Genomic DNA, 24,897 nt, shown 5'->3' with positions numbered 1-24,897 from the left:
AGCCGGCTCCTCCGCGGCCGGCTCAGGCTGCGGCTCCTGCTCGGCCGGCTTCTCCGCAGGCTTCGGCTCGGCCTTCTCCGCGGGCTCCTGGGCCTGCGGGGCGGGCTTCTCCTCAGCCGGAGCCGAGGCCGCGGCTCCGGATCCGACGAGTGCCAGCACCGAGCCGACTTCGACGGTCTCGTCCTCGCCGACCTTCAGCTCCTGGACCGTGCCGGCCACCGGGGAGGGCACCTCGGTGTCCACCTTGTCGGTGGAGACCTCCAGCAACGGCTGGTCGACGTCGACCTCGTCGCCGACCTCGACGAGCCACCGGGTGACGGTGCCCTCGGTGACCGACTCGCCCAGGGCCGGGAGGGTGACCTCCTCGCCGTCGCCGCCTCCGGAGGCCGGCGCCGCGGACTGCTCGGCCTGCTCCTCTCGAGCCGGCTCCGGCGTCGACTCCTGGGCCGGCTGCTCCGGCTCCGGGGCGGGCTCGGACTCGGCGGCGGATTCGGCGGCGGCCGCGTCGGAACCTTCGTCGGACCCGCCGGACGAGGCGCCGTCGCCGATGGTGATCAGCGGCGAGCCGACCTCGACGGTCTCGTCCTCGGCGACCAGCAGCTCCTCGACGGTGCCGGCGGCCGGGGAGGGGACCTCGGTGTCGACCTTGTCGGTGGAGACCTCGACGATGGGCTGGTCGACCTCGACCTGCTCACCGACCTCCACGAGCCAACGGGTCACAGTGCCCTCGGTGACCGATTCACCGAGGGCTGGAAGGTTCACGGTCTCAGACATGATGTCCGACTCCTACTCTCGCAATGCGTGTGCCGGCCGTGCCGACCGGGGCGAATTCTCTGGGTGTGCTGACTCTTCTGCCGGCCTGGCCGGCGAGGGCGCTCAGCCGTGCAGCGGGTGGCCGAACAGGGCCATGGCGGCCTCGCCCATGGCTTCGTTCTGGGTCGGGTGGGCATGGACCAGCGTGGCGACGTCCTCGGGGTAGGCCTCCCAGTTGACGATGAGCTGGGCCTCGCCGATCTGCTCGCCGATGCGGCTGCCGATGCCGTGGACGCCGACGATCGGCCCGCCCTTGACCCCGACCATCTTGATCAGGCCGGCGGTGCCCAGGATGGAGGACTTGCCGTTGCCGGCGAGGTTGTACTCGGTGACCTCGATCTGGTCCGCGCCGAACTCCTCCTCGGCCTTCGGCTGGGTGTAGCCGACCGACATGATCTCCGGCTCGGAGAAGGTGACCTTGGGGATGTTGATGTCCTCGACGACCATCGGGGAGTTCCCGGCGATCTCCTCGGCGACGAAGATGCCCTGCTGATAGCCGCGGTGCGCCAGCTGCAGGCCGGGCACGATGTCGCCGATCGCGTAGATGTTCCCCACGCCGGTGTGCAGCCGCTCGTCGGTGATGACGAATCCGCGGTCCAGCGTGATGCCCTGCTCCTCGAAGCCGAGGCCCTCGGTGACCGGGCCGCGGCCGACGGCGACCAGGCAGATCTCGGCCTCGAAGGTCTTGCCGTCCTCCAGGGTGACCTTCACACCGTCGGCCGTCTCGGTCACGTCGGTGAAGAAGGTGCCGGTGTTGAAGGAGATCCCGCGCTTCTTGAAGCTGCGCTCGAGCTGTTTGATGATCGCCGGGTCCTCGTTCGGGACCAGCGAGGGCAGGCCCTCGATGATCGTCACGTCGGTCCCGTAGGAGGTCCAGGCGGAGGCGAATTCGCTGCCGATGACGCCGCCGCCGAGCACGATGGCCGACTGCGGCACCCGGTCCAGCTCCAGGGCCTCGGTGGAGGTGATGATCCTGTCGCTGAGCGGCAGGCCCATCGTCTTCGACGTCGACCCGGTCGCCAGCACGATGTGCTGAGCCGAGTAGCGGGTGCCGGCGACCTCGACCTCTGTGGGGGAGACCAGCCGGCCCTCGCCCTCGACGACGGTGACCTTGCGCATCTTCAGCAGACCCGTCAGGCCCTTGTGCTTGCCGGCGACGATGCCGTCCTTGTACTCCCGCACCTTGGCCATGTCGATGCCCTCGAAGGACGTCTTGACGCCGTATTTCTCGGATTCCCGCGCCTCGTCGGCGAGCTCCGCGGCGTGCAGGTAGGCCTTGGTGGGGATGCAGCCGGTGTGCAGGCAGGTGCCGCCGAGCTTGGACTTCTCGACCAGCCCGACGCTGAGGCCGTGCTGGACCGAGCGCAGCGCGGCAGCATAGCCGGCGCTGCCTCCCCCGAGGACGAGTACGTCGAATTCCTGTGCCTGAGGCTGGTCGGCCACGGTCGTTGCTCCCTTGGGTCGCGTGATGATGTCTGCAGTTGTGGCGTCGGGCCGTGCGACCCGTGCATGCGGACCGCACGGGCCCCGTCGTGCGCTGTCGTCAGCCTATCGCTGATGCGTCTGCGGCTTCCACCGGACCCGGCGGGCGTCGGGACGGGGTCGCCGGGTCCGGAAGGTGCCGGTCACCGCCGGTCGGTGCTGCGCGGCGAGGCCCGGCACCGACCGACGGCGAGGCCCGGGCTCAGCGTCCCAGGTTCTCCAGGTAGTTGATCAGCGTCCGGGCCATGACGCCGGTGCCGCCGGCGGGGGTGTAGCCGTAGGCGGACTTCTCGTTGAAGGCCGGCCCGGCGATGTCGATGTGGGCCCAGGGGATGCGCTTCGCCTCCGGATCCAGGGCGTCCTCGTCGGCGTCGGCGCGGTCGCCGACGAACTCGCGGAGGAACGCCGCGGCGCCGAGCATGCCGCCGTTGCGGTCGCCGAGGTTGGTCAGGTCCGCGATCTCGGAGTCGAACCCGGAGCGGGCCTCCTCGGGGATGGGCATCGGCCACAGCTGCTCGCCGCTGGCCTCGGCGGAGGAGACGAGCTGCCCGCGGAGGCTCTCCTCGCCCATCACGCCCGAGGTGCGCACGCCGAGGGCATCATCTGCGCACCGGTCAGCGTGGCGATGTCGATGAGCGCGTCGGGCTGCTCGGCGGAGGCCGCGTCGAGACCGTCGGCCATGACCAGTCGACCCTCGGCGTCGGTGTTCAGCACCTCGACGGTCTTGCCGCCGTGGATGGTGATGACGTCCTCGGGGCGCTGGGCGCTGCCGGAGGGCATGTTCTCGGCCAGGCACAGCCAGCCGGTGACCTTGACCGGCAGGTCGAGGTCGGCCGCGGCGCGGATGACGGCGGCGACGGTGGCCGCACCGCCCATGTCCAGCTTCATCGTGGTCATCGCGCTGCCGGGCTTCAGCGAGAGCCCGCCGGAGTCGAAGGTGATGCCCTTGCCGACCAGCGCCACGTGGGCGACCGGCTTGGACGGGGCGTGCTCCATGCGGACCATGCGCGGGCCGCGGACCGAGCCGGCGCCGACGCCGAGCAGGCCGCCGAAGCCCTCCTCGGCGAGGCCGTCCTCGTCCCAGACGGTGAGCTTGAGCTTCGAGCTCTTCCGCGTGCCCTCGGCGGCCGGGGCCTTGGTGCGCGCCGAGAGGTCGCCGGCGATCTCGGCGAAGCTCTCCGGGTAGAGGTGGCTCGGCGGAGTGTTGACCAGGTCGCGGGTGGCGCGGACGGCCGCACCCACGACGGCGGCGCGGTCCAGCACGCCGGCGACGTGACGCTCCTTCAGGTCGGTGAGGATGCGCACGTCGGCCACCGCAGTCTTCGACCGGGCCTCCTCGTCGCCGCGGAAGTGGGTGAAGGTGTAGGCGCCCAGCGCCGCACCTTCGGCCACGGCGCCGACCTCCTCGACGGTCGCGGCCGGCAGGGCCAGGGCGACCGAGTCCAGCGAGCTCAGCTGGCGCACTGCGGCGCCGGCGGCGCGGCGCAGGGCCTCCAGGCTCACCCCGCCGGTCGGCTCGCCGGTGAGCCGACCGACGCCGACGAGCACCAGCGTCTCGCTGCGGAAGCCGTCGACTCCGGGCAGGCGGAGCAGCTGGTCGGCCGCCCCGGTGGCGCCGAGGGCCGAGAGCGAGTCGGCCACGCTCTGCGCGGCCGCGTCGGCGAGCGGGTTCGGCAGCAGGATCGGTCCCTGCGGGCCCTGGGCGACGCCGAGCACCAGCGCATCGGCGTCGGCCTTCTCGACCGAGGAGGTGACTGCTGACAGTGTGGGGTGGAAGTCGTCGATCACGTGAATCCCGTCTGGTCCCCTGTGGGGGCCCTTGAGTCGTGTGTCATCTGCGTCCGCCGGGGCCGGCTCTGTGGTGCCGGCTGCGCCCGGCGGCCTCGTCGTCGATCCTATCGGAGACCATGGCGGACGCATCCCGTCGCCGGGCTCCGGAGGAGCGGAGCCCGCGGCCGCGGCGGCGGGAATTGCGGGGCTGACGCGACTGTTGCACCGTCTCGTCATCCGTCCGTGGAGAAGGAGAACGCGAAGTGACCGATCCGCTGGATCTGCTGCACGTGCACGCTTCCGACCGCTCCGCCGGCTCGGACGCCGGGACCGCCGCGGCCGAGGCCGGACACGCGGTGGACGTCCTCGAGGGCGATCTCGTCCCCGGGGACGCCGTCGCCGACCGGGAGTCGCTGTCGATGCTCGTCACGTGGAGCGGCCACACCGACGCCGGCAGTCTGTCCGACCAGCTCTCGGGCACGCTGCTGAGCACCCTGCCGCATCGCCGGCTGGCGAGCTTCGCCGTCGACGAGCTCTACGACTACCGGTCGCGGCGGCCCCAGGTGACGTTCTCGCAGGGGCGGTTCTCCGACTACGAGGGCCCGGAGCTGAGCCTCTACGAGGTCCGCGACTCGCTGGGCCGACCCTTCCTGATGCTCACCGGCGACGAGCCCGACTTCCGCTGGGAACAGGTCTCGGAGACCGTCCTGGAGCTGGTGGACCGGCTCGACGTGCGCCTGGTGGTGCTCGTCGACGCCCTGGGACTGCCGGTGCCGCACACCCGGGCGCTGGGCGTGACCGCCCACGGCACGCGGGACGACCTGATCAGCGGCATCTCCACGTGGAGCCCCAACGCCCAGATCGAGGCCGGTCTGAGTCAAGTGCTGGAGATGCGACTGGCCGAACGCGGACGCGAGGTCGTCGGCTACACGCTGCACGTGCCTCATTACCTGGCCGGCGGCCGGTATCCGCAGGTGGCTGTGGCCGGGCTGGAGTACGCCGGAGCGGCCATGGAGCTGATGCTGCCCACCGACGATCTCCGCGAGTCGGCCCGGATGGTCGAGCAGGACATCAGCCGCCAGGTCGAACAGAACAGCGAGGTGCAGGGCATGGTCGATCGACTGGAGCGCAGCTTCGACGCCCAGGCCACCTCGACGCCGCGGTCGCTGCTGGTCAAGAGCGACGAGGAGGTGCCCGACGCCGAGGAGCTGGGTGAGGCCGTCGAGGCGTATCTGGCGACCCGGCCTGCTGACCCGGCGATCGACGAGGCGCGGCGTCGCGAGGCGGACGGCGAGCCCGACGGTCCCGCCCCCGAGACAGCACCGAAGCCAGCGCGGATGCCAGCACCGATGCCAGTCCCGACGATGCGGGCGACGAGACGAGTGTCGGCGGGGCCGGCGCGCTGCCGGTGCTCTTCGGCGACGAGGTCTTCGGGTACGAGGTCTTCGGCGATGAGGTCCTCGGCGACGAGCTCTTCGAGGCGATCGAGGAGGACGGAGCCGACGACACCGATGGCTCCGACGCCCCAGACGAGGGCGACGGCGACGATCGGATCGGAGGCGGAGGGTCGCCCGAAGGGGATGGGGATCCCTCGGATCGGGGCGACGAGGGTCGCTGAGCGTTGATCGGGGCACCGCCGGAGTCCTGCACAGGAGTCCGGCGAGGGCATCCGACACGCCGTGCTCTCCACATCCCGGAGTTCTCGACTGCTCGTCGGGGCGTCCACGACGCAGAGTCGTGGGCATGGATGGAGACACCGAGGCGCGCGGCGCCGCAGCAGACAGCACAGTACAGAACTCCCCCGTCGGGGCCGTCGGCCGCGAGGCCCCCGGTGAGGGGCGCGTCGAGGGGCCTGATGAGAAGCGTCCCGGGCAGCCCCGAGCAGAGGACGACGCGGCCGCCGATTTCAGAGGCCCGCCGGAGGAACGTCTCCGACTCTCTATCGGGGAACCGGGCGACGCCCTCGCGCTGGTCCAGCACACGCTGGGCTTCATGCCCGAAGACTCGCTGGTGATCATCGGCCTGACCCGCGGGACCACCGGCGCGCACCTTCGGGTGGATCTCGCCGCCGCGGCCGACGATCCCGGACGTCTCGCGCGCTGGGCGGCGGACTGCCTGGGCGGCGCGGAGACCGACCCCGGAGCTGACGGGTCGGTCGTGCTGTTCTTCGGCGACGAGGCGCCCGCTCCGCCGATGAACGGCGACGAGGCGCTCCGACCGCATGCCGCGCTCTGCGGAGCTCTGGAGGCGGAGATGTCCCGGCGGCGAATGCCGGTGGTGCAGACCTGGATCGTCGGCGGCGGAAGCATCCGCGACTACCACTGTCCGGACGCCGACTGCTGTCCGTATCCGGGCCAGGATGTCGAGACGGCTGCCCACAGCGTGCTGAACACGCATATGGTCTATCGCGGTCGGAGGGCGCTGCGGACCCCGACCGAGATCACCGAGGCCTTCCTGGACGATCGCAGGCCGATGCCGGCGGAGCGCGATGCCGTCGCCGCGCACGTCCCGGACCGCCCGCCGGGACCCGGCGGGCCGGACTCAGCAGAACATGCCCTCGCCGTCTGGGAGTGCTCCCTCGACGACGAGCTCGCCGGTCGGCTCGACGATCCCGAGGATCTGCACCGCTGGTACCTCGACCACGGAGAGGACCTGGCGGCCGCGGCGTCCGCGCTCGCCGACCGGCAGGTGCGGGACGCGCTGCTGGTGCAGGCCGCGGTCGGCGTCGCCCCCGCGCTGGCCGGCCTGCGGGTCAGCCGTTCGGCGGCTCCCGGGGAGACGCCCGGGGAGGCGCTGGAGAGGCTCGAGGGCCCCTCCGGCCCGCCGCCCCAGCTGGTGTCGTTGGTCGGCGAGTTCGAGGCGGCGTTCCTGGGTGCCACAGGGCGTCGGCCGGACTGGGCTCGGATCGATGCGCTCGAGACGCTGCTGAGCCGGCTTCACCACGCCGTCGACGACGACGTGCGCGCCGAAGTCCTGGCCATGGTCGGGTGGATCGAATGGGCCAGGGGGAGGGGATCGGTCGCTGGGGCGTACCTGGACCGTTGTCGAGAGCTGGAGCCCGCACACGGCCTGGCGGACCTGCTGGAACGGGCGATGGCCCTCGGCGGCATCTGCCCCTGGGCCCGGGTCCGGGAGCACAGCTGGTCCTACGGCCGGGGAGACAGCGCAGGATGACGGTGCTGGCGGCGTGCGGGGAGGATGCAGGAAGGATGGGGGCGGGAGGCGGATAGCGCGACGCCAGGCTCCGGGACGACCGGGCCGGGAACAGCAGCGCTTCGCGCGTCGTTGAACCCGGCACCGGCGGGCCGGAAGCTCGTCTCGGGCGGTCTCTGTGACTCGTGATGATCAGGGGAGGGTGACGATGCGAGGAAGATCGCCCCGAAGAATGTCGACGAACGGGAATGTCGAGCAGGTACCCTGTGTTGTGCTGTGCTGAGACCCTGCAAACCATCGTCGGGGCATGCGTGGCAGCGTGCCGGGACCCGCGGCGGCGGAGATCGTCGCTTCGGCCCGGAGACGGCTGCACGTACCGCGTGTCCACGACGATGGCCTTGACAGGGTCATAGGTGTGTTGACCACCAATCAGCCCATCGCCTTCACACGTCCTAGTCGGAAGGTCATCGTGCCCACTACTGCGTCCCAGACCACTGAAGAGAACGCAGCCGCGGCCGAGGAGGAGAACGCCTCGGCCGCCGCCACGAGCTCGAGCACCCGCTCGAAGAGCTCGGCTGCGAAGAAGAGTTCGACGAAGTCGCGGTCCGCCGCGTCGAAGTCCACCACCAAGAAGTCGACCGCCGAGTCCGACGGGTCCGCCGCCGGAGACTCGTCCTCCGAGGAGGGTGCCGCCGCCGACCCGGTCGACGAGATCCTCGCCGAGGTCGACGGTGCGGACAAGACCGCCGCGCCGACGGCGGCCCTGGAGGAGGCCGTCGCCAAGGCCCTCGAGGACGGCGACGAGGAGGAGGTCGCCAAGAAGGTGGCCGCGGCGGCCGGCGACGAGTCCAACGCCGAGGCCATCGTCGAGAACGTCAAGAAGGCCGCCAAGGGCGAGGAGACCGAGGAGGAGGAGACCAAGGGCCGCGGCTTCGTCATCTCCAACGCGGACGACGACGACGCTCCGGCGGTCCAGGTCGTCTCCGCCGGCGCCACGGCCGACCCGGTCAAGGACTACCTGAAGCAGATCGGCAAGGTCTCGCTGCTCAACGCCGAGCAGGAGGTCGACCTCGCTCTGCGCATCGAGGCCGGACTGTACGCCGAGCACAAGATGGCGGACGAGAAGATCACCGACCGTCGCCTGCGCCGCGACATGGAGCTGGTGATCGCCGACGGCCGGCGGGCCAAGAACCACCTGCTGGAGGCCAACCTCCGTCTGGTCGTCTCGCTGGCCAAGCGGTACACCGGACGGGGCATGCTCTTCCTGGACCTCATCCAGGAGGGCAATCTCGGCCTCATCCGCGCGGTGGAGAAGTTCGACTACACCAAGGGCTTCAAGTTCTCGACCTACGCCACCTGGTGGATCCGTCAGGCGATCACGCGTGCCATGGCCGACCAGGCGCGCACGATCCGCATCCCGGTCCACATGGTCGAGGTCATCAACAAGCTGGCCCGCGTGCAGCGCCAGATGCTGCAGGACCTGGGCCGCGAGCCGGATCCGGAGGAGCTGGCCAAGGAGCTGGACATGACGCCCGAGAAGGTCGTCGAAGTCCAGAAGTACGGCCGGGAGCCGATCTCGTTGCACACTCCGCTGGGCGAGGACGGCGACTCCGAGTTCGGAGACCTGATCGAGGACTCCGAGGCCGTCGTGCCCTCCGACGCCGTGAGCTTCACGCTGCTCCAGGAGCAGCTGCACTCCGTGCTGGACACGCTGGCCGAGCGCGAGGCCGGCGTCGTCGCGATGCGCTTCGGGCTCACCGACGGCCAGCCGAAGACTTTAGACGAGATCGGCAAGGTCTACGGCGTGACCCGCGAGCGCATCCGTCAGATCGAGTCCAAGACCATGTCGAAGCTGCGGCACCCCAGCCGTTCGCAGGTGCTGCGCGACTACCTGGACTGATCTCGACGGCCTGACCCGCTCGCGGCCCGGACGGCGCCGATCCTGACCATGCTCGGGAACGGCATCGCCTCCGGCGCCGCAGTCCGTGGGTGGGCGGCGGCTCGTCGCCCACCCGGCTTAGCAGGCCCGATCCCTCACCGTGGCAGTGGACGGGAGCCCGGAGGCAGGCGTCCTCCGGCACCCGTCCGTCCGGTGGGGGCGATGAGCAGAGCTCCCGATCGGGGAGCTCGCCCAACGACAGAGACGACACAGAAGAAGGGGCATGGCCCGGAATCGCTTCCGGACCATGCCCCTTCTGTCATCCGTGCGGCCGTCGAGTCGGCCCACGGTCAGGACGAGTCCTGGTCGATCAGCCGGCCTCGGCCAGCCGCCCTGACTCGTCCACCCATTCGGAGGTCTTCGGACGCAGGGTCTCTTCCACCTGGCGCGCATGGTGGTTGCAGAAGAGCAGCGCACCGGTGCCGGAGGAGAGGACCGCGCGGACGTATGCCTGCGCACCACAACGGTCGCAGCGATCCAGGGCGGTCAGGGTGTTGGTCGTAGCCTCGAGGGTCCCAGTCGTGCCGGTCATGCTCTTCGCCTCCTCACGTGACGTGGTAACTACCCATACAACCACGATCCCGGCCCATTCATTCGCTCCACGCCCGCCGGAACCCCGGTCTTTCGCTGTCCGCGTACCGCGACCAGGGCGATGCGTCACGATCCGGCCTCGATCCGGGAGTCGACGGCGCTTCGCCGCCGCAGCGATTCGCCGGGCGGATAGTGTGGTGACCAGTGCGGTCGCGGACGGCCCCGGCGGATCGGCCGCCTGTGCGAGCCCCGCGACCCTCGACGACGACCCCCGCAGGAGGAGATCCGTGGCCCAGCGCTCCGAGTACGACGCCAGGCACCTCTCGGTGCTCGAGGGACTCGAGGCCGTGCGCAAGCGGCCCGGCATGTACATCGGCTCCACCGACTCGCGCGGCCTGATGCACTGCCTCTGGGAGATCATCGACAACTCCGTCGACGAGGCGCTGGCCGGCCACGCCTCGACGATCTCGGTGGTGCTGCATCCGGACGATTCGGTGGAGGTCTCCGACGACGGTCGCGGCATCCCGGTCGACGTCGAGCCGCGCACCGGCCTCTCCGGGCTGGAGGTCATCTTCACCAAGCTGCACGCCGGCGGAAAATTCGGCGGCGGCTCCTACAACGCCGTCGGCGGCCTGCACGGGGTCGGCGCCTCGGTGGTCAATGCGCTGTCCGCGCGACTGGACGCGCGGGTGACGCGCGGCGGCAAGGTCCACCAGATGTCCTTCCGCCGGGGCGAGCCGGGCACGTTCGCCGGCAGCCGACCGTCCCCCGACGCCGAGTTCAGCCCCGCCGAGCAGGGCTCGCCCGTCGAGGTCGTCGGCAAGGCCCGACGCGGGGTCACCGGCACCTCGATCCGGTACTGGGCGGATCGGCACATCTTCACCCCCGACGCCCGCTTCGACGACGAGGAGCTGACCAACCGCGCGCGGCAGACGGCCTTCCTGGTGCCGGGCCTGCGCATCACCGTGCGCGACGAGCGCGGCGAGGAGCCGGTCGAGGAGGTCTTCCAGTACGACGGCGGCATCGGTGAGTTCGCCGACTTCCTCGCCGGCGACGCCCCGGTCACCGACATCTGGCGTTTCCAGGGCCACGGAGGCTTCACCGAGCGGGTGCCGGTGATCGGCGACGACGGGCAGAGCCACATGCAGGACGTCCAGCGGGACTGCGAGGTCGACATCGCGCTGCGCTGGGGGACCGGCTATGACTCGACGGTGCGCAGCTTCGTCAACATCATCGCCACCCCGAAGGGCGGCACGCATATGTCGGGCTTCGAGCAGGCCCTGTTGAAGACCTTCCGCAAGGTCGTCGCCGACAACGCGCGGAAGTTGAAGGCCGGCAACGACAAGCTGGAGAAGGACGACGTGCTCGCCGGACTGACCGCAGTGGTCACCGTGCGGATCGCCGAGCCGCAGTTCGAGGGCCAGACCAAGGAGATCCTCGGCACCCCGGCGGCGAAGCAGATCGTCTCCAAGGTCGTGGAGAAGGAGCTGAACCAGCGACTCACCGCCACCAGGCGGACCGAGAAGCAGCAGGCGAACGCCGTGCTGGAGAAGGTCGTCTCGGAGATGAAGTCGCGCATCTCCGCCCGCATGCACAAGGAGACCCAGCGGCGGAAGAACGCGCTGGAGAACTCCTCCATGCCGGCGAAGCTGGTCGAATGCCGTTCCAAGGACGTCGAGGCCTCCGAGCTGTTCATCGTCGAGGGGGACTCCGCGCTGGGCACTGCGAAGCTGGCCCGCTCCTCGGACTACCAGGCGCTGCTGCCCATTCGCGGCAAGATCCTCAACGTCCAGAAGGCTTCGGTCTCGGACATGCTCTCCAACGCCGAGTGCGCGGCCCTGCTGCAGGTCATCGGCGCCGGCTCGGGCCGCTCCTTCGACCTCGAGGCGGCGCGCTACGGCAAGGTCGTGCTGATGACCGACGCCGACGTCGACGGCGCCCACATCCGCACGCTGCTGCTGACGCTGTTCTTCCGCTACATGCGCCCGATGGTCGAGGAGGGGAGGGTCTTCGCCGCCGTGCCGCCGCTGCATCGCGTCGAGGTGATCCACCCCGGGCGCAAGGCCAACGAGGTGCACTACACCTACTCCGAGGCGGAGCTGACCACGATGCTCGCCGACCTCGAGGCGAAGGGGCTGCGGTACAAGGAGCCCATCCAGCGCTACAAGGGTCTGGGCGAGATGGATGCCGATCAGCTCTCCGAGACCACCATGGATCCGGCGCGCCGCTCGCTGCGCCGCATCCGGATCGAGGACGCCGAAGCCGCCGAGCGCGTCTTCGACCTGCTGATGGGGTCAGTGGTCGCTCCGCGCAAGGACTTCATCATCGAGGGGTCCAAGGCGCTCGACCTCGAGCGCCTCGACGTCTGAGACGCGCCGGCGTCCATCGGCGCCCCTGGGAAGATCGGTCTGCTCACATTCGGCCCCGTCATCTCGCCCGACCGCCGTCGGTCCGTCGCAGTGTCCGCAGCAGGGGCGCGGGCGAACGGCACCGCAGTGCCGAAGTTCTACAACGTGTCGAAACAGACGGCCGTCGAGACCCTGATCACCGCCGGCGAGTCGCCGAAGACCGCTAGACTGGACGGGCACCTGATCGAGCCCTGACCCATTGTGAGCGTCTGACGTGACCCAGAAGACTTCAGCACCCGTGAGCAGTGCGCCCGACGGCGCGGATGCGGCGCGCCCCGACGGCGGCGCGCCCTCGCCGTGGCGGCGCAAGGCCGCGGCGTACTGGGCGCTGACCAAGCCGCGGGTGATCGAGCTGCTGCTGGTCACCACGCTGCCGACGATGATCTTCGCCGAGCGCGGCCTCCCGAGCCTCACCCTGGTGCTGGCCACCATGGTCGGCGGAGCCTTCGCCGCCGGGTCGTCGGGGGCGTTCAACTGCTACATCGATCGGGACATGGACCGGCTGATGAATCGGACGAAGAAGCGTCCGCTGGTCACCGGCGAGCTCACCCCGCGCGAGGCCTGCGTCTTCGCCTCGGTGCTGGGGGCGCTGGCCATCGGCGTCCTCTGGGTCGGCGCGAATCTGCTGGCCGCGGCGCTCGGAGCCGCGGCGATGTTCTTCTACGTGGTCATCTACACGATGATCCTCAAACGACGCACCGAGCAGAACATCATCTGGGGCGGCATCGCCGGCTGCTTCCCGGTGCTCATCGCCTGGGCGGCGGTCCGCGAGACGGTCGAGTGGCCGGCCCTGGTGCTCTTCCTGATCATCTTCCTCTGGACCCCGCCGCACTACTGGCCGCTGTCGATGAAGTACCGCACCGACTACCAGACCGCCGACGTGCCGATGCTCGGCGCCGTCGCCACGGCGCGGACCGTCTCGGTGCAGGTGGTGCTCTACGCCTGGGCCACAGTGGTCTGCTCGCTGCTGCTCATCCCGATGGGCTGGGCGGGCATCACCTACACCGCCTTCGCGGCCGTCTCGGGCGGCTGGTTCATCCTCGAGTCGCATAGGCTGCATCGCCAGGCGCAGGACGAGTCGCTGACCGACAAGAAGGCCATGAAGGTCTTCCACCTGTCGATCATGTACCTGACGCTGCTCTTCGTCGGCCTGGCGCTGGATCCCTTCATCGGCTCGCCGCTGATGGGCTAATCTGGCCTCCCCGGCGCCGCGACGCCTCGCTCGCGTCAGTCGCCGCGATGCGCCCGGGGAGGAGGGGAGGGACCATGGCCCTGCGCTGGTACTCCACCGTCGTGGACGCCGCGGACCACCACGGCCTCGCCCGCTGGTGGGCTGAGTCGCTGGAGTGGGATGTCGCCGTCGACACCGACGCCGAGGCGATCGTCGTCCCGCCGTGGGCGTCGCAGTTCACCGAGATCCTGGACTTCCACCATGTGCCGCCAGGACTGGTCTTCGTCCCGGCCGATCAGTCGAAGACGCACAAGAACCGGCTGCACCTCGATCTGGCTCCGTCCACCGACGACGACCGCGACGGCGAGATCGCCCGCCTGGTCGAGCGCGGCGCGCGGGTCATCGACGTCGGTCAGCCCGCGGATGCGTCGTGGACGATCCTCGCCGATCCCGAGGGCAACGAGTTCTGCGTGCTCTCCAGCCGCTCCCGCTGACGGCCCCGGACAGTTCAGTGCCCCGCGTCGCCGGACGCGGGGCACTGAACTGTCCGGGGCGTCGAGCCGTCAGCGTTCGTCGCCGAAGTCGATGACCACGCGCCCGTCGATCGCGCCGCGGCGCATCTCGTCGAAGACGGTGTTGATCTCCGTCAGCGAGCGGGTGGAGATCGTCGGACGGATCTGGCCGCGGGAGTAGATCTCCAGCGCCTCGACCATGTCCTGCCGGGTGCCGACGATCGAGCCGCGGATCGTCAGACCCTTGAGCACGATGTCGAAGATCGGGGCCGGGAAGTCCCCGGGCGGCAGCCCGTTGAAGACGATGGTCCCGCCGCGGCGGGTCATGGCGATGGCCTGGCCGAAGGCCGCCGGGTGGACGGCGGTGACCAGCACGCCGTGCGAGCCGCCGACCTGACGCTGGATCTCCTCGGCCGGGTCGTCGGCCGAGGCGTCGACGGTGATCTCGGCGCCGTGCTCGGCGGCCAGGCGCAGCTTGTCCGCGGCGATGTCCACGGCGATCACCCGCATGCCCATCGCCACGGCGTACTGCACGGCCAGATGCCCGAGGCCGCCGATGCCCGAGATCACCACCCACTGGCCGGGCCGCACGCCGGTGCGCTTGAGCCCCTTGTAGACGGTCACTCCGGCGCAGAGCACCGGGGCGACCTCGTAGGGATCCGTGCCCTCCGGGATGGCGGCGGCGAAGCGGGCGTCGACGATCATGTATTCGCCGAAGGACCCGTCGACGGTGTAGCCGCCGTTGACCTGCTCCTCACAGAGCGTCTCCCAGCCGCTGCGGCAGTGTTCGCAGGAGCCGCAGGCGCTCCACAGCCAGGCATTGCCGACCATCTGGCCGACGGCGACGTCCGTGACGCCCTCACCGATCTTCTCCACGACACCTACGCCTTCGTGGCCGGGCACGAAGGGCGGAGTCGGCCGCACGGGCCAGTCACCCTCGGCGGCGTGGAGGTCGGTGTGGCAGACCCCCGAGGCGACCAGCCGCACCAGCGCCTGGCCGGGGCCCGGCTCAGGAAGGGCGTAATCACGCACGGCGAGTTCAGCGCCGAACTCGTCGACGACAGCTGCTGTCATGGTGCTCATCGATGCTCCTCAGTTCGTCGTCCTGCATGGCATGTATGACGCTACGCACATCGGAGTTGCACCTGTGTTGCAGCGGCGGCGACCGTCGGGGCGGTCCGGGAAAGCCCGGTGGGCACCGGGCCCTGACGCCGTCGCCCGACGTCGTCAGGGCCGGGTCTACTCGGCCCGGGCGACCAGCAGGGCCCGCTCCGGAGCATCGGACGGGAGCGTGCGCAGCGCCTCGACGATCGCCGCATCGTCGTGCTCGGCCTCGGGCAGCTGCAGATAGCGCCAGATCTCCGCCGGCGAACCGTCCTGCAGGACGGCTTCGCGCAGCTCGGCGGCGACGGTGCGACGCAGACGCACGATGCCCGGGGCGTCGGAGCCCGGCAGCAGCTCGCCGGCGTAGAGATCCAGGGCCCTCGAACGATCTCCGGCGGCCAGCGCCCGGGAGACCTCGACGGCGTCGAGCGTGATCGCCCCGGACAGCCGGTAGGGCCGGGAGAGCAGGTCGAGCCCGTGGGCGGTCGAGGAGTCGGCCAGCATGCGCCGCAGTCGCACGAGCTCGGCGCGCAGCGCGACCTCGTGGCCGGGTTCGCCGAAGAGCTCCTCGGCCAGCGTCGCCGCGCTCGGGCCGGCGGCTCCCTGGGGATGGCGGTGCTCGTCGTGCCAGGTCAGCAGCACCAGCAGCTCGGCATGCCGCAGACTCAGCCGCGTGGTGCAGGACCCGATGCCCAGAGCGGCCGCGTCCCGGCCCAGAGCGTCCAATCGGGGCGCGCGGCCGCGAGCGGGCAGTGTGCGCAGCTCGGCCTCGGCGGCGGCGATGGCCGCGCGGATCAGCGGCAGAGAATGGGTGGCCACCGCCTCTCGGCCGCCGGTGATGTCGACGACGCCGAGCATCACGCCGGTGTGCGGGCAGTGGACGGGCAACGCCGAGCAGGAGAACTGGTGGGCGGCGACGGCGAAATGCTGGGCCTGGTCGACCTGGACGCCGCGGCCGGTGGCCAGAGCCGTGCCCGGGGCCGAGGTGCCGATGCTTCGCTCGGACCAGTCGGCCCCCGGCTGGAAAGCGCTGGTCTCGGCGCGGCGCAGGGTCCGTCGTGCGCCGTCGACCCAGAGCAGATGGCCGTCGACGTCGCCGACTGCAGTGATCAGGCCGGCTTCGGCGGCGGGCTGGACGAGCAGCTGGTCGAGCAGCGGCAGCACCGGCGCCAGCGGGTGGGCCGCGCGGTGCGCGTGGAGCGCGCTGCCCTCCAGGTCCACCAGCGGCAGGGCGCGGCCGGGATCCTCGAGGTAGCCGGCTGATCGGCGCCATGACTCGCGGACCAGCGGCGGGAGCGTGGACCAGGTCTGCGGCTCGTCCGGAGTGGCCTGGTGCTCCATGGACCCTCCTGAGGCGCGACGGCAGGTGTGATCACAGCCACACGCTGATGGTCAGGTTTAGCATAGACCAGTCGTGAGCGGCGGCGACACCCCTGGGGTCGAGGATCCGAGCGAGTCGGGCGCCCGGTGCGCGCCGCGGTCGACGGTCGTGCAACGCCGGTGCAACGCCCGCGTCGCTAGGGTGGCGCTGTACGTGATCCGCATCACTCCTTCGGCCGTCTTCGGGCGTCGTCGGCGGTGGTGCGGGACGTCGAAGCACGGATCCCACCGCAGAGGAGACCATCATGAGTGTCTACGCACGGCCCGGCACGCCCGGCAGCCTGATCAGCCTGCAGAGCCGCTACGACAACTGGATCGGCGGGGAATGGTCGCCGCCCGCCGAGGGACGCTACTTCGAGAATCCGACTCCGGTGACCGGACAGGTCTATACCGAGGTCGCCCAGTCCACCGCCGCCGACGTCGACCGCGCGCTGGACGCCGCCCATGCCGCCGCGCCGGCCTGGGGCGCCGCCTCCGCCGCCGAGCGGGCGCTGGTGCTCAGCCGCATCGCCGACCGGCTCGAGGAGAACCTGGAGACCCTCGCCGTCGTCGAGACCTGGGACAACGGCAAGCCGGTGCGCGAATGCCTGGCCGCCGACCTGCCGCTGGCGGTGGACCACTTCCGCTACTTCGCCTCCGCGATCCGGGCGCAGGAGGGCGGCATCAGCGAGATCGACGGCGACACCGTCGCTTACCACTTCCACGAGCCGCTGGGCGTGGTCGGCCAGATCATCCCGTGGAACTTCCCGCTGCTGATGGCCACCTGGAAGCTGGCTCCGGCGCTGGCCGCCGGCAACGCAGTGGTGCTCAAGCCCGCCGAGCAGACGCCGATCTCGATCCTGGTCTTCGCCGAGCTGATCGCCGACCTGGTGCCCGCCGGAGTGCTCAACGTGGTCAACGGCTTCGGCTCCGAGGCCGGCGCGCCGCTGGCCTCCAGCCCGCGCATCCGCAAGATCGCCTTCACCGGCGAGACCACCACCGGCCGGCTGATCATGCAGTACGCCTCGCAGAACCTGATCCCGGTGACTCTGGAGCTGGGCGGCAAGAGCCCGAACATCTTCTTCTCCGACGTCGCCCGGGAGAAGGACTCCTACTACGAGAAGGCCCTCGAGGGCTTCACGATGTTCGCGCTGAACCAGGGCGAGGTCTGCACCTGCCCCTCGCGCGCGCTGATCGACGACTCGATCATCGACGACTTCCTCGACGACGCCGTCGAGCGCACGCGGCAGGTCATCCAGGGCGATCCGCTGGACACGGCGACGATGGTCGGTGCCCAGGCCAGCAACGACCAGCTGCAGAAGATCCTCTCCTACCTGGACATCGGCAAGCAGGAGGGCGCGGAGGTGGTCCTCGGCGGCGAGCAGGTCGACCTCGGCGGAGACCTCTCCGGCGGCTACTACGTGCAGCCGACGATCTTCCGCGGCAGCAACTCGATGCGCATCTTCCAGGAGGAGATCTTCGGTCCCGTGGTCTCGGTGACCGGCTTCTCCGGCTACGACGACGCGATGTCCATCGCCAACGACACCCTCTACGGACTGGGCGCCGGGGTCTGGTCCCGCGAGGCGAACACCGCCTATCGTGCCGGCAGGGCCATCCAGGCCGGTCGAGTGTGGACCAACTGCTACCACCAGTACCCGGCGCATGCGGCCTTCGGCGGATACAAGCAGTCCGGCATCGGTCGCGAGAACCACGCGATGATGCTGGACCACTACCAGCAGACGAAGAACTTGCTGGTCAGCTACTCCGAGGGCCCGGCCGGACTGTTCTGATCGGCGAATCCGGGCGGACGGACCTGATCGGCGGGCCATGCGGTCCGGGGCGAGGGCGTCCCGGACCGCACGGCCTCCGGCCGTCGACGGGGTCGCATGTCAGGTCGCATGTCAGGTCGCAGACCGGATCGAGGAGAGAAGGAGTGATCGCCATGTCCGTCGCCCGCGTGGACGTGACCGAGGGGGCCGCCGCACTGCTGCGCCGGCTGCGCGAGGAGCACGGCGCCGCCCTGATGTTCCATCAGTCCGGCGGCTGCTGCGACGGCTCCGCGCCGATGTGCTACACCCAGGGGACCTTCCTCACCGGCAGCGCCGACGTGCTGCTCGGCGAGCTCGACGCCGGCACGCCGGAGCCCATCCCGGTGTGGATCTCCAAGGCGCAGTTCGAGTACTGGTCGCACACCCGCATCACCATCGATGTGACCGAGGGCAGGGGATCGGGCTTCTCCATCGAGGGGCCCACCGGCCACCGGTTCATCATCCGCTCGCGGCTGTTCACCGACGAGGAGGCCGCCGAGCTTCAGCCGGTGCGCAGCGGCTGACCCACTGAGCGCAATCTGCCGGGGAGCGTGGCTGCGAGGCCGAGACGTTCTGCGGGTCGTCATAGGGGCGAGGCGTTCACCCGCCCCTGCTGGCCTCGTCCTCGCCGCGGCGGCTCGGGGACCCGACGACGGCGCAGCGCGGCCAGCTGGTCCTCGCGACGCAGATCCCAGGCGTCGAGCGCCTGGATGCTCACCGCCCGGGGGCCGGTGCGGCGGATCGTGCCCTCGACCAGCATCAGCTGGGCGGTGAACAGGATCTCGCCGGTGTTGCCCTGGGCCTCGTCGAAGAAGGCGACGTCGGCGCAGCCGGTGCCGTCGTCGAGGCTGATGAACACCACCCGCCTGCCGCTGGCCATCGGCGGGGTCTGGGTGGCGACCCGGATGCCGGCCACCCGCACTGTCGAGCCGCTTCGCAGGCTCAGCAGATCCTCGGCCCGGGTGACTCCGAGCTGCTCCAGCGTCTCGTGATGGATCTCCATGACGTGGCCGGTGACGTCGACGCTGGTCAGTCGCAGCTCGTCGGCGATCACCTCCTGACGCTCGGGAGCGGGATGCTCGGCGTCCAGCCCGGCGAGGTCAGTCTCGGCGAAGGGCAGCGGCAGCTGGCCGGCGGCCTGCCGGCCGGCCGAGCGCGCGGCCGCGGCCGGCCGGGGTGAACGGGTCTGCTCGGCGACGGCGGAGACCAGGTCCCCACGGCGCTCGGTCCCGCCGGGCATCAGCGCGTCCAGCGCGCCGACCTGGGCCAGGGCCCGCAGCGTGGGACGTCGCGGGCGGGCCCGCTGACGCAGATCGGCCAGCGAGGCGAAGGGCCGGGCGGCGACGATCCGGGCGATCTCGGCGGAGCTGATGCCTTTCAGACTGGTCAGCGCCATGCGGATGCCGTGCCTCCGCCGAGGCCCGGAGCCTCGACGGGCCGCGGCGCCGTCGTCGGTCCCGGAGGTGTCGTCGCCCTCCAGCTCCTCCAGCCGGTAGTGGTCGGTGGAGCGGTTCACGTCCATGCCCAGCAGCGGCACGCCGAGCCGGCGCGCCTCGGCGACGAGCAGCCGCAGCGGATACATCCCCGGGTCATGCTCGAAGAGTCCGGTCAGGAAGGCCGCCGGGTGGTGGGTCTTCAGCCAGGCCGACTCGACCGTGGGCACGGCGAAGGCCGCCCCGTGGGCCTTGCAGAAGCCGAAGGACCCGAAGGAGGCCAGGACTTCCCAGACCTCGTCGACCACCCCCGCCTCGTAGCCCCGCTGGGCGGCGCAGGTCCGGACGAACTCCTCCACCTGCGGCTGCTCGGCAGAGCCCAGCGCCCGGCGCAGCTCGTCGGCGCGGTCGAGTCCGCAGCCGGTCATCGTGTCCAGCAGGCGCAGCACCTGCTCGTGGTAGATCGTCACCCCGTGGGTCTCGGCGAGGATCGGGGCCAGATCCGGATGCGGGACGCGGACGGACTCGAAGCCGTGCCGCCGTTCCAGGTACGGGGTGACCATGCCCGAGCCCATCGGCCCGGGACGGAACAGCGAGATGTCGACGATCAGATCGGTCAGCGACTCGGGCATCAGCTTGCCCACCAGCTCGCGCTGGCCGGGCGACTCGATCTGGAAGCAGCCCAGCGTGTGCGTCGAACGGATCATCCGATAGGTGTCCGGGTCGTCGCGGTCGATCGTCTCCAGGTCGATGCGCTCGCCGGTGGTCCGCCGGATCTCCTCCAGCGTGTGAGCGATGGTCGACTGCATCCGCACGCCCAGCACGTCCAGCTTGAGGAAGCCCATCGGGTCCATGTCGTGCTTGTCGAACTGGCTCATGGGCAGCCCGTCGACGCCGGAGGGCTGCACCGGAGTCAGCTCCGGCAGCCGCCGGTCGCCCAGGATGATCCCGCAGGGGTGGGTGGAGAGGTGGCGCGGCAGCCGGTCCAGCCGCTCGGTGAGATCGACCAGCAGGTCCAGCTGCCGCCGCCCGGCGGCCCGATCGGTCTCCAGCCGCTCGGCCAGGGCGCGCAGCTCGGGCTTCTCGGTCAGCGCCTCGCGGAACTCCCCGGCGGGGAAGCGCCACATCGTCTCGGCGATCGCATCGATCTCGCCGTCGTCCATGCCCAGGGCCAGCCCGGCGTCGCGGACCGCCCCGCGGATCCGATAGCTGTTCTGCATGCTCATCAGCGTCGTCCGCTCGCCGCCGAAGCGCTCGACGATCCGGTGGTAGACCTCGTGGCGGCGGGCCGACTCGACGTCGATGTCGATGTCCGGCAGCGTCGAGCGCCGACGCGAGAGGAAACGCTCGAAGACCAGGTCATGCTCGATAGGATCCACTGCGCTGATCCGCAGCAGATGGTTGACCAGCGAGGACCGCCCCGGAGCCGCGGGCCGAGACCCGCACCCCCATCCGCTCGACCATCGCGACGACCTCGGCGACGGTCAGGAAGTAGCCGGCGAAGCCCAGATCCTCGATGACCGAGAGCTCCTGATCCAGACGCCGGTGCACCGCCTCGGCGGCCGCAGAGCCGCGGCGGGCTCCGCCGTCGGCCAGCTGCGGGAACCGCTCGCCGAGTCCGGCGCGGCAGCGCTGGGCGAGCTCGCGCATCGGATCCGCACTGGCCCCGCCGCGGCCCAGACCGAGGACCGCGTGCTCGGGGATCTTCGGCCGGCCGAAGCTCAGATGCTCCTCGGGGTCGAGCACGCAGCGCGCGGCCAGCGCCCGAGTGTCCTCCAGCAGCCGGGCGGCATCGGTGCGCGCCGTGGCGCTGCTGGTGGTGATCTCGACGGCGATCCGGTGCATCTGCGCCGCCGGCTTCAGCCATCCCTGGCCGGTGGGCTGCAGCGACTCGGTGCTCTGCAGGCTGGAGAGCACGCGGACGGCGTCGAGCACGTCGGCGGTGGTCGCCTCGTCGGGATGGGCGAAGCGGACCATGTTGGTCAGCACGGCGACCACGCCGACATCCTCGGCCAGCCCCAGCATCCGGGCGGCATGGGCGGTGGACAGCGCCTCGCCGGGCGGGGCCAGATGCGAGACGACCTCCACCCGCAGCGCCTGCGGACCCAGCAGCGCCCGCCAGCCGCGCAGCAGCCGGCGTGCCTCGGCGTAGCGGCGCTCCGCGGCGGCGCGGCCGACGTCGGACTCGGGACCGAGCAGCACCACCAGCGCGGGGGAGCCGTCAGCGCTGCTGCCGGCGCTGCTGCCGGCGCTGCCCTCGACGGCGGGACGGGTGTCGGCCTCGCCGCGGGCCAGCTCGACCAGCCGACGCAGCCCCAGCCGCGAGGTCGCAGCGGCGGCTGTGCCGGCAGGTGTGCCGGCAGCTGTGTCGAGCTCGGCGCCGTGGGCCGCCGAGACGGCACGACAGAGCGCGGCGTAGCCGATCGCGGATCCACCGGCCAGCAGCACCACGCGTCCGCGGGAGAGGCCCCGCTCGTCGACCACGGCCAGATTGGTCCCCAGGATCGGACCCATCCCGCGGGATCGGCAGGCGGCGACATGCTTGACCGCCCCGTAGAGCCCGTCGCGGTCCACGCAGGCGGCGGCCTCGGCGCCGTCGTCGGCGGCAAGATCCACCAGGTCCTGCGGCCAGCTGGTGCCGTAGTGGGCGCTGAACGCAGTGGCCACGTCCAGATGCACGAAGCTCTCCATCAGCGCAGTTCTCCGCGGCGTAGCACCCCGCCGCGCTCGCCGACGACCGGGAGGGCGCCCCCGCGCCGCCGATCAGGCCGCGGCATCGTGGACTCGCAGCAGACGCCACCGGCCCGAGCCGACGTGCCGGCTCAGATCCAGCGTGCGGGTCTCGGCCCCGGCGGCGGCCTCCAGCCGGACCTGCAGCCGCCAGATCTCATGATCGACGACACCGGCGCCGCGACCGCGCTCGACGCGGGACTCCTCGTCCCACCAGCGTCGGCGTTCGAACCAGCGCACCGGCTCGGCGACGACCACGTGCCGACGGTCCCGCCAGGACAGCCGGCACGGCGCGCCGTCGTCGTCGCACTCGACCTCCAGCGCCTCGGTCAGCGGGCCGGGTGCGGACGCCGGCGGCGTCGCCTCCGGCCGGTCGGCCCTGTCGGCGGCTCGACGGCGGGCGACGGCGAGGTCCCGGGCCGTCTTCGGCGGGACCAGACGGGCGACGCCGGGAAGGGCGGGGGTGGTCGACGTGGTGCTCACAGGCTCTCCTCCCGTGCTCCGGCGCCCGGGCAGGGCGCACAGCGGTGGTGTTCGTCGTCGATGGGAAGAAGACGAGCCGCGACGCGTCGGGGAAGAGGACGCCGTCTCGTGCTTCACCATCGTAGATCGAACATAGTTTCGAATACAACGGCGAGCCTAGAGACCTCCTCTGACACAACCTCGACCGACGGGCCCCAGCGATGGCCCCGCGGCTCGTGCGGGAAAGACGCGGCATTCCCGCACGAGCCGCGGGGCCATCGCTGGGGGAGAAGCGGCAGGCGCGTGAGTGGAAGCGTTTCCAGATGAACTCTTGCGATCTGTGTCACATTCCGGATAGATTCAGTCCTCAGGCGTCGCCTCGACGCGGCCGCCGATCGCTCGGCGGTGACGCGGACCCCCGGATTACCGGCCGGAGTGGCCGCACGACTGCAGGAGCAGAACGCTATGACGACATCCACTCGCCCCTCGACACGTCGCACACCACGGCTATGGAAACGCTTCCTGAATCGGGGAGCCCCGGCGCTCGGCGCCCTGGGGCTCGCCGGTGCGCTGCTGGCCCCGGCGGCCCCGGGGATCAGCTCTGCGGAGGCCTCGGTGCCCGGCCTCGGCGACGAGCGCGCCGCCGAGCAGTCGGCGCATCACACTGAGCGCGTGCCCGGCCAGGCGCAGTCGGCGGTGTCGGCGACCGACGACGCCGCCGGCGACACCACCGCCTTCCTCTTCCAGTGGACCTGGGACTCGGTGGCCCGCGCCTGCGAACAGACCCTCGGGCCCGCCGGCTACGGCGCCGTCCAGACCTCCCCGCCGCAGGAGCACATCACCGGCGACCAGTGGTGGGTGCACTACCAGCCGGTCAGCTACCAGCTCGAATCCCGGCTGGGCACCCGCGCCGACTACGCGGCGATGGTACAGAACTGCCACGACGCCGGCGTCGAGGTGATCGCCGACGTCGTCATCAATCACATGGCCGGTCAGGAGTCGGGCACCGGCTGGGCCGGCAGCGCATTCACCCACTACGACTACCCGGGCACGTACTCGCGCGCGGACTTCCACGACTACGGCTGCGAAGTCCAGGACTACACCGACCGGTGGGAGGTCCAGGAATGCGACCTGGTCGGGCTGGCCGATCTGGACACCGGCGCCGACTACGTCCAGTCGCGCCTGGCCGACTATCTGGACGACCTCTCCTCGCTGGGCGTGGACGGCTTCCGCATCGACGCGGCCAAGCACATCGCCGCCGCAGATCTGGAGGGCATTCTCTCGCGCACCGACGGCATCGCCGCCGAGGACATCGTCCAGGAGGTCATCCGCGGCGCTGGCGAGCCGATCCAGCCCGAGGAGTACACCGACCTGGGCGACGTCCACGAGTTCAGCTACGCCCGCAAGCTCAAGGAGTCCTTCGGCGGCGGCCGGATCGACTGGCTGCTCTCCGGCGGCGGCATCGGCGAGGACTGGGACGGCTTCATCCCCTCGGAGAAGGCCCGCAGCTTCGTGGAGAACCACGACACCGAGCGCAACGGCGAGACGCTGACCGCCGCCGACGGCGACGTCCATCTGCTCGCCCAGGCCTTCACCCTGGGCTGGGACTACGGCGAGCCCACTGTGTTCTCCGGCTATTCCGTCGACGACTACGACGCCGGCCCGCCCACTGACGCCGACGGTCGCGTCGTCGACGCCGTCTGCGGCGAGGGCCCGTGGACCTGCACCCATGCGCGCACCGAGGTGACCGGCATGGTCGGCTTCCGCGACGCCGTCGGCGACACCCCGGTCACCGACACCTGGACCGGCGGCGAGCAGTCGCTGGCCTTCGGCCGCGGCGAGAAGGGCTTCCTGGCGATCAACCGGGCGCCGTCGGGCCTGGACGCCAGCTGGCAGACCTCGCTGCCCGCCGGCGAGTACTGCGACGTCTACTCCGGCGTCCCGACCGCCTCGGGCTGCTCGGGCGAGACGCTCACCGTCGCCGCCGACGGCACCGTCAGCGGGCACGTGGCTCCGACGTCGGCGCTGGCGCTGCACGTCGATGCGCTCGCCGGCACCGGCAGCGGCGACGGCTCCGGCGACGGCTCCACGGAGACCTCCCGGGAGCTCGCGCTGTACTACGCCGCCGACTGGGACACGGCCAATGTGCACTACCAGGTCGGCGACGGCGCCTGGACCGAGGCCCCCGGTGAGGAGATGGCCCCCGCCTGCACCGGCTGGTT

18 protein-coding genes and 1 pseudogene are annotated in these 24,897 nt (G+C 71.0%); 10 read left to right on the top strand and 9 right to left on the bottom strand.

The genetic code is table 11. The annotated features are described in order from the left end of the window. The 3 genes and pseudogenes from GU5_RS0102455 to GU5_RS15780 all read right to left on the bottom strand — a co-directional run. The coding region (locus GU5_RS0102455; RefSeq protein WP_010523995.1) for a biotin/lipoyl-containing protein at positions 1 to 774 on the bottom strand (774 nt) is incomplete at its 3' end. A gap of 102 nt (positions 775 to 876) precedes the next feature. After that, a complete protein-coding gene (gene lpdA, locus GU5_RS0102450) occupies positions 877 to 2,256 on the bottom strand; it encodes a dihydrolipoyl dehydrogenase (RefSeq protein ID WP_010523994.1) in 1,380 nt (459 codons plus the stop codon). A 241-nt stretch (positions 2,257 to 2,497) separates the two neighbouring features. Then, positions 2,498 to 4,083: pseudogene (locus GU5_RS15780) on the bottom strand (leucyl aminopeptidase). Positions 4,084 to 4,328: 245 nt separating this feature from the next. Between GU5_RS15780 and GU5_RS13605 the strand changes: the two are divergent. The 3 genes from GU5_RS13605 to GU5_RS0102430 all read left to right on the top strand — a co-directional run bounded on the left by GU5_RS13605 (position 4,329) and on the right by GU5_RS0102430 (position 9,118). Beyond that, positions 4,329 to 5,690 (top strand): PAC2 family protein, encoded by a 1,362-nt coding sequence (locus GU5_RS13605; protein WP_010523993.1) that lies wholly within the window; start codon positions 4,329 to 4,331, stop codon positions 5,688 to 5,690. A gap of 118 nt (positions 5,691 to 5,808) precedes the next feature. Beyond that, positions 5,809 to 7,239: a DUF4192 domain-containing protein gene (locus tag GU5_RS0102435; RefSeq protein WP_139084278.1), complete on the top strand. Its 1,431-nt coding sequence runs from the start codon at positions 5,809 to 5,811 to the stop codon at positions 7,237 to 7,239. Positions 7,240 to 7,654: 415 nt separating this feature from the next. Further along, positions 7,655 to 9,118, top strand: coding sequence for an RNA polymerase sigma factor (locus GU5_RS0102430; protein WP_369750445.1), 1,464 nt, complete (start codon positions 7,655 to 7,657; stop codon positions 9,116 to 9,118). A gap of 349 nt (positions 9,119 to 9,467) precedes the next feature. On the opposite strand, the gene GU5_RS0102425 is transcribed toward GU5_RS0102430, so the two are convergent. After that, positions 9,468 to 9,689 (bottom strand): hypothetical protein, encoded by a 222-nt coding sequence (locus GU5_RS0102425; RefSeq protein ID WP_010523990.1) that lies wholly within the window; start codon positions 9,687 to 9,689, stop codon positions 9,468 to 9,470. Positions 9,690 to 9,975: 286 nt separating this feature from the next. Between GU5_RS0102425 and GU5_RS0102420 the strand changes: the two genes are divergently transcribed. The 4 genes from GU5_RS0102420 (at position 9,976) to GU5_RS0102405 (ending at position 13,761) form a co-directional block, all read left to right on the top strand. Next, positions 9,976 to 12,057, top strand: coding sequence for a type IIA DNA topoisomerase subunit B (locus GU5_RS0102420; RefSeq protein WP_010523989.1), 2,082 nt, complete (start codon positions 9,976 to 9,978; stop codon positions 12,055 to 12,057). A gap of 90 nt (positions 12,058 to 12,147) precedes the next feature. After that, on the top strand, positions 12,148 to 12,291 hold the full coding sequence (locus GU5_RS17180; RefSeq protein ID WP_158217712.1) for a hypothetical protein: 144 nt from the start codon (positions 12,148 to 12,150) through the stop codon (positions 12,289 to 12,291). Positions 12,292 to 12,334: 43 nt separating this feature from the next. Continuing rightward, positions 12,335 to 13,288 carry a heme o synthase gene (locus GU5_RS0102410; protein WP_010523988.1) on the top strand — a complete coding sequence of 318 codons (954 nt, stop codon included), beginning with the start codon at positions 12,335 to 12,337 and terminating at the stop codon, positions 13,286 to 13,288. A gap of 74 nt (positions 13,289 to 13,362) precedes the next feature. Further along, the gene (locus GU5_RS0102405) at positions 13,363 to 13,761 is read left to right on the top strand and encodes a VOC family protein (RefSeq protein ID WP_010523987.1); all 399 of its coding nucleotides are present in this window, start codon (positions 13,363 to 13,365) and stop codon (positions 13,759 to 13,761) included. 69 nt (positions 13,762 to 13,830) lie between these two features. Here GU5_RS0102405 and adhP read toward each other — a convergent pair whose 3' ends face one another. Continuing rightward, positions 13,831 to 14,862, bottom strand: a complete 1,032-nt coding sequence (gene adhP / locus GU5_RS0102400) for an alcohol dehydrogenase AdhP (RefSeq protein WP_010523986.1) — start codon at positions 14,860 to 14,862, stop codon at positions 13,831 to 13,833. 156 nt (positions 14,863 to 15,018) lie between these two features. Continuing rightward, positions 15,019 to 16,224 (bottom strand): hypothetical protein, encoded by a 1,206-nt coding sequence (locus GU5_RS13600; RefSeq protein WP_010523985.1) that lies wholly within the window; start codon positions 16,222 to 16,224, stop codon positions 15,019 to 15,021. A gap of 284 nt (positions 16,225 to 16,508) precedes the next feature. Here GU5_RS13600 and GU5_RS0102390 point away from each other — a divergent pair, with 284 nt between their 5' ends. Both GU5_RS0102390 and GU5_RS0102385 read left to right on the top strand, forming a co-directional pair. Beyond that, positions 16,509 to 18,032 (top strand): aldehyde dehydrogenase family protein, encoded by a 1,524-nt coding sequence (locus tag GU5_RS0102390; RefSeq protein WP_010523984.1) that lies wholly within the window; start codon positions 16,509 to 16,511, stop codon positions 18,030 to 18,032. 152 nt (positions 18,033 to 18,184) lie between these two features. Beyond that, the gene (locus GU5_RS0102385) at positions 18,185 to 18,574 is read left to right on the top strand and encodes a DUF779 domain-containing protein (RefSeq protein WP_033227756.1); all 390 of its coding nucleotides are present in this window, start codon (positions 18,185 to 18,187) and stop codon (positions 18,572 to 18,574) included. 59 nt (positions 18,575 to 18,633) lie between these two features. Here the strand turns inward: GU5_RS0102385 and GU5_RS17750 are convergent, their stop codons facing one another. From GU5_RS17750 to GU5_RS17825, 3 genes are all read right to left on the bottom strand, one after another. Continuing rightward, a complete protein-coding gene (locus GU5_RS17750; RefSeq protein WP_255348832.1) occupies positions 18,634 to 20,862 on the bottom strand; it encodes an OB-fold nucleic acid binding domain-containing protein in 2,229 nt (742 codons plus the stop codon). Further along, the gene (locus GU5_RS17745; RefSeq protein WP_255348831.1) at positions 20,843 to 22,174 is read right to left on the bottom strand and encodes a PHP domain-containing protein; all 1,332 of its coding nucleotides are present in this window, start codon (positions 22,172 to 22,174) and stop codon (positions 20,843 to 20,845) included. Before GU5_RS17745 ends, GU5_RS17750 begins: the two co-directional genes overlap by 20 nt. 72 nt (positions 22,175 to 22,246) lie before the next feature. Further along, on the bottom strand, positions 22,247 to 22,696 hold the full coding sequence (locus GU5_RS17825; protein ID WP_010523982.1) for a DUF6504 family protein: 450 nt from the start codon (positions 22,694 to 22,696) through the stop codon (positions 22,247 to 22,249). 444 nt (positions 22,697 to 23,140) lie between these two features. On the opposite strand from GU5_RS17825, the gene GU5_RS13590 reads away from it, so the two are divergent. Next, the coding region (locus GU5_RS13590; RefSeq protein WP_139084277.1) for an alpha-amylase family glycosyl hydrolase at positions 23,141 to 24,897 on the top strand (1,757 nt) is incomplete at its 3' end.

The sequence above is a fragment of the Nesterenkonia sp. F genome (genome assembly GCF_000220985.1).
Classification (GTDB): Bacteria; Actinomycetota; Actinomycetes; order Actinomycetales; family Micrococcaceae; genus Nesterenkonia.
The sequence above is the reverse complement of the archived record's forward strand: the minus strand, read 5'-3'. Positions and strand labels throughout refer to the sequence as shown.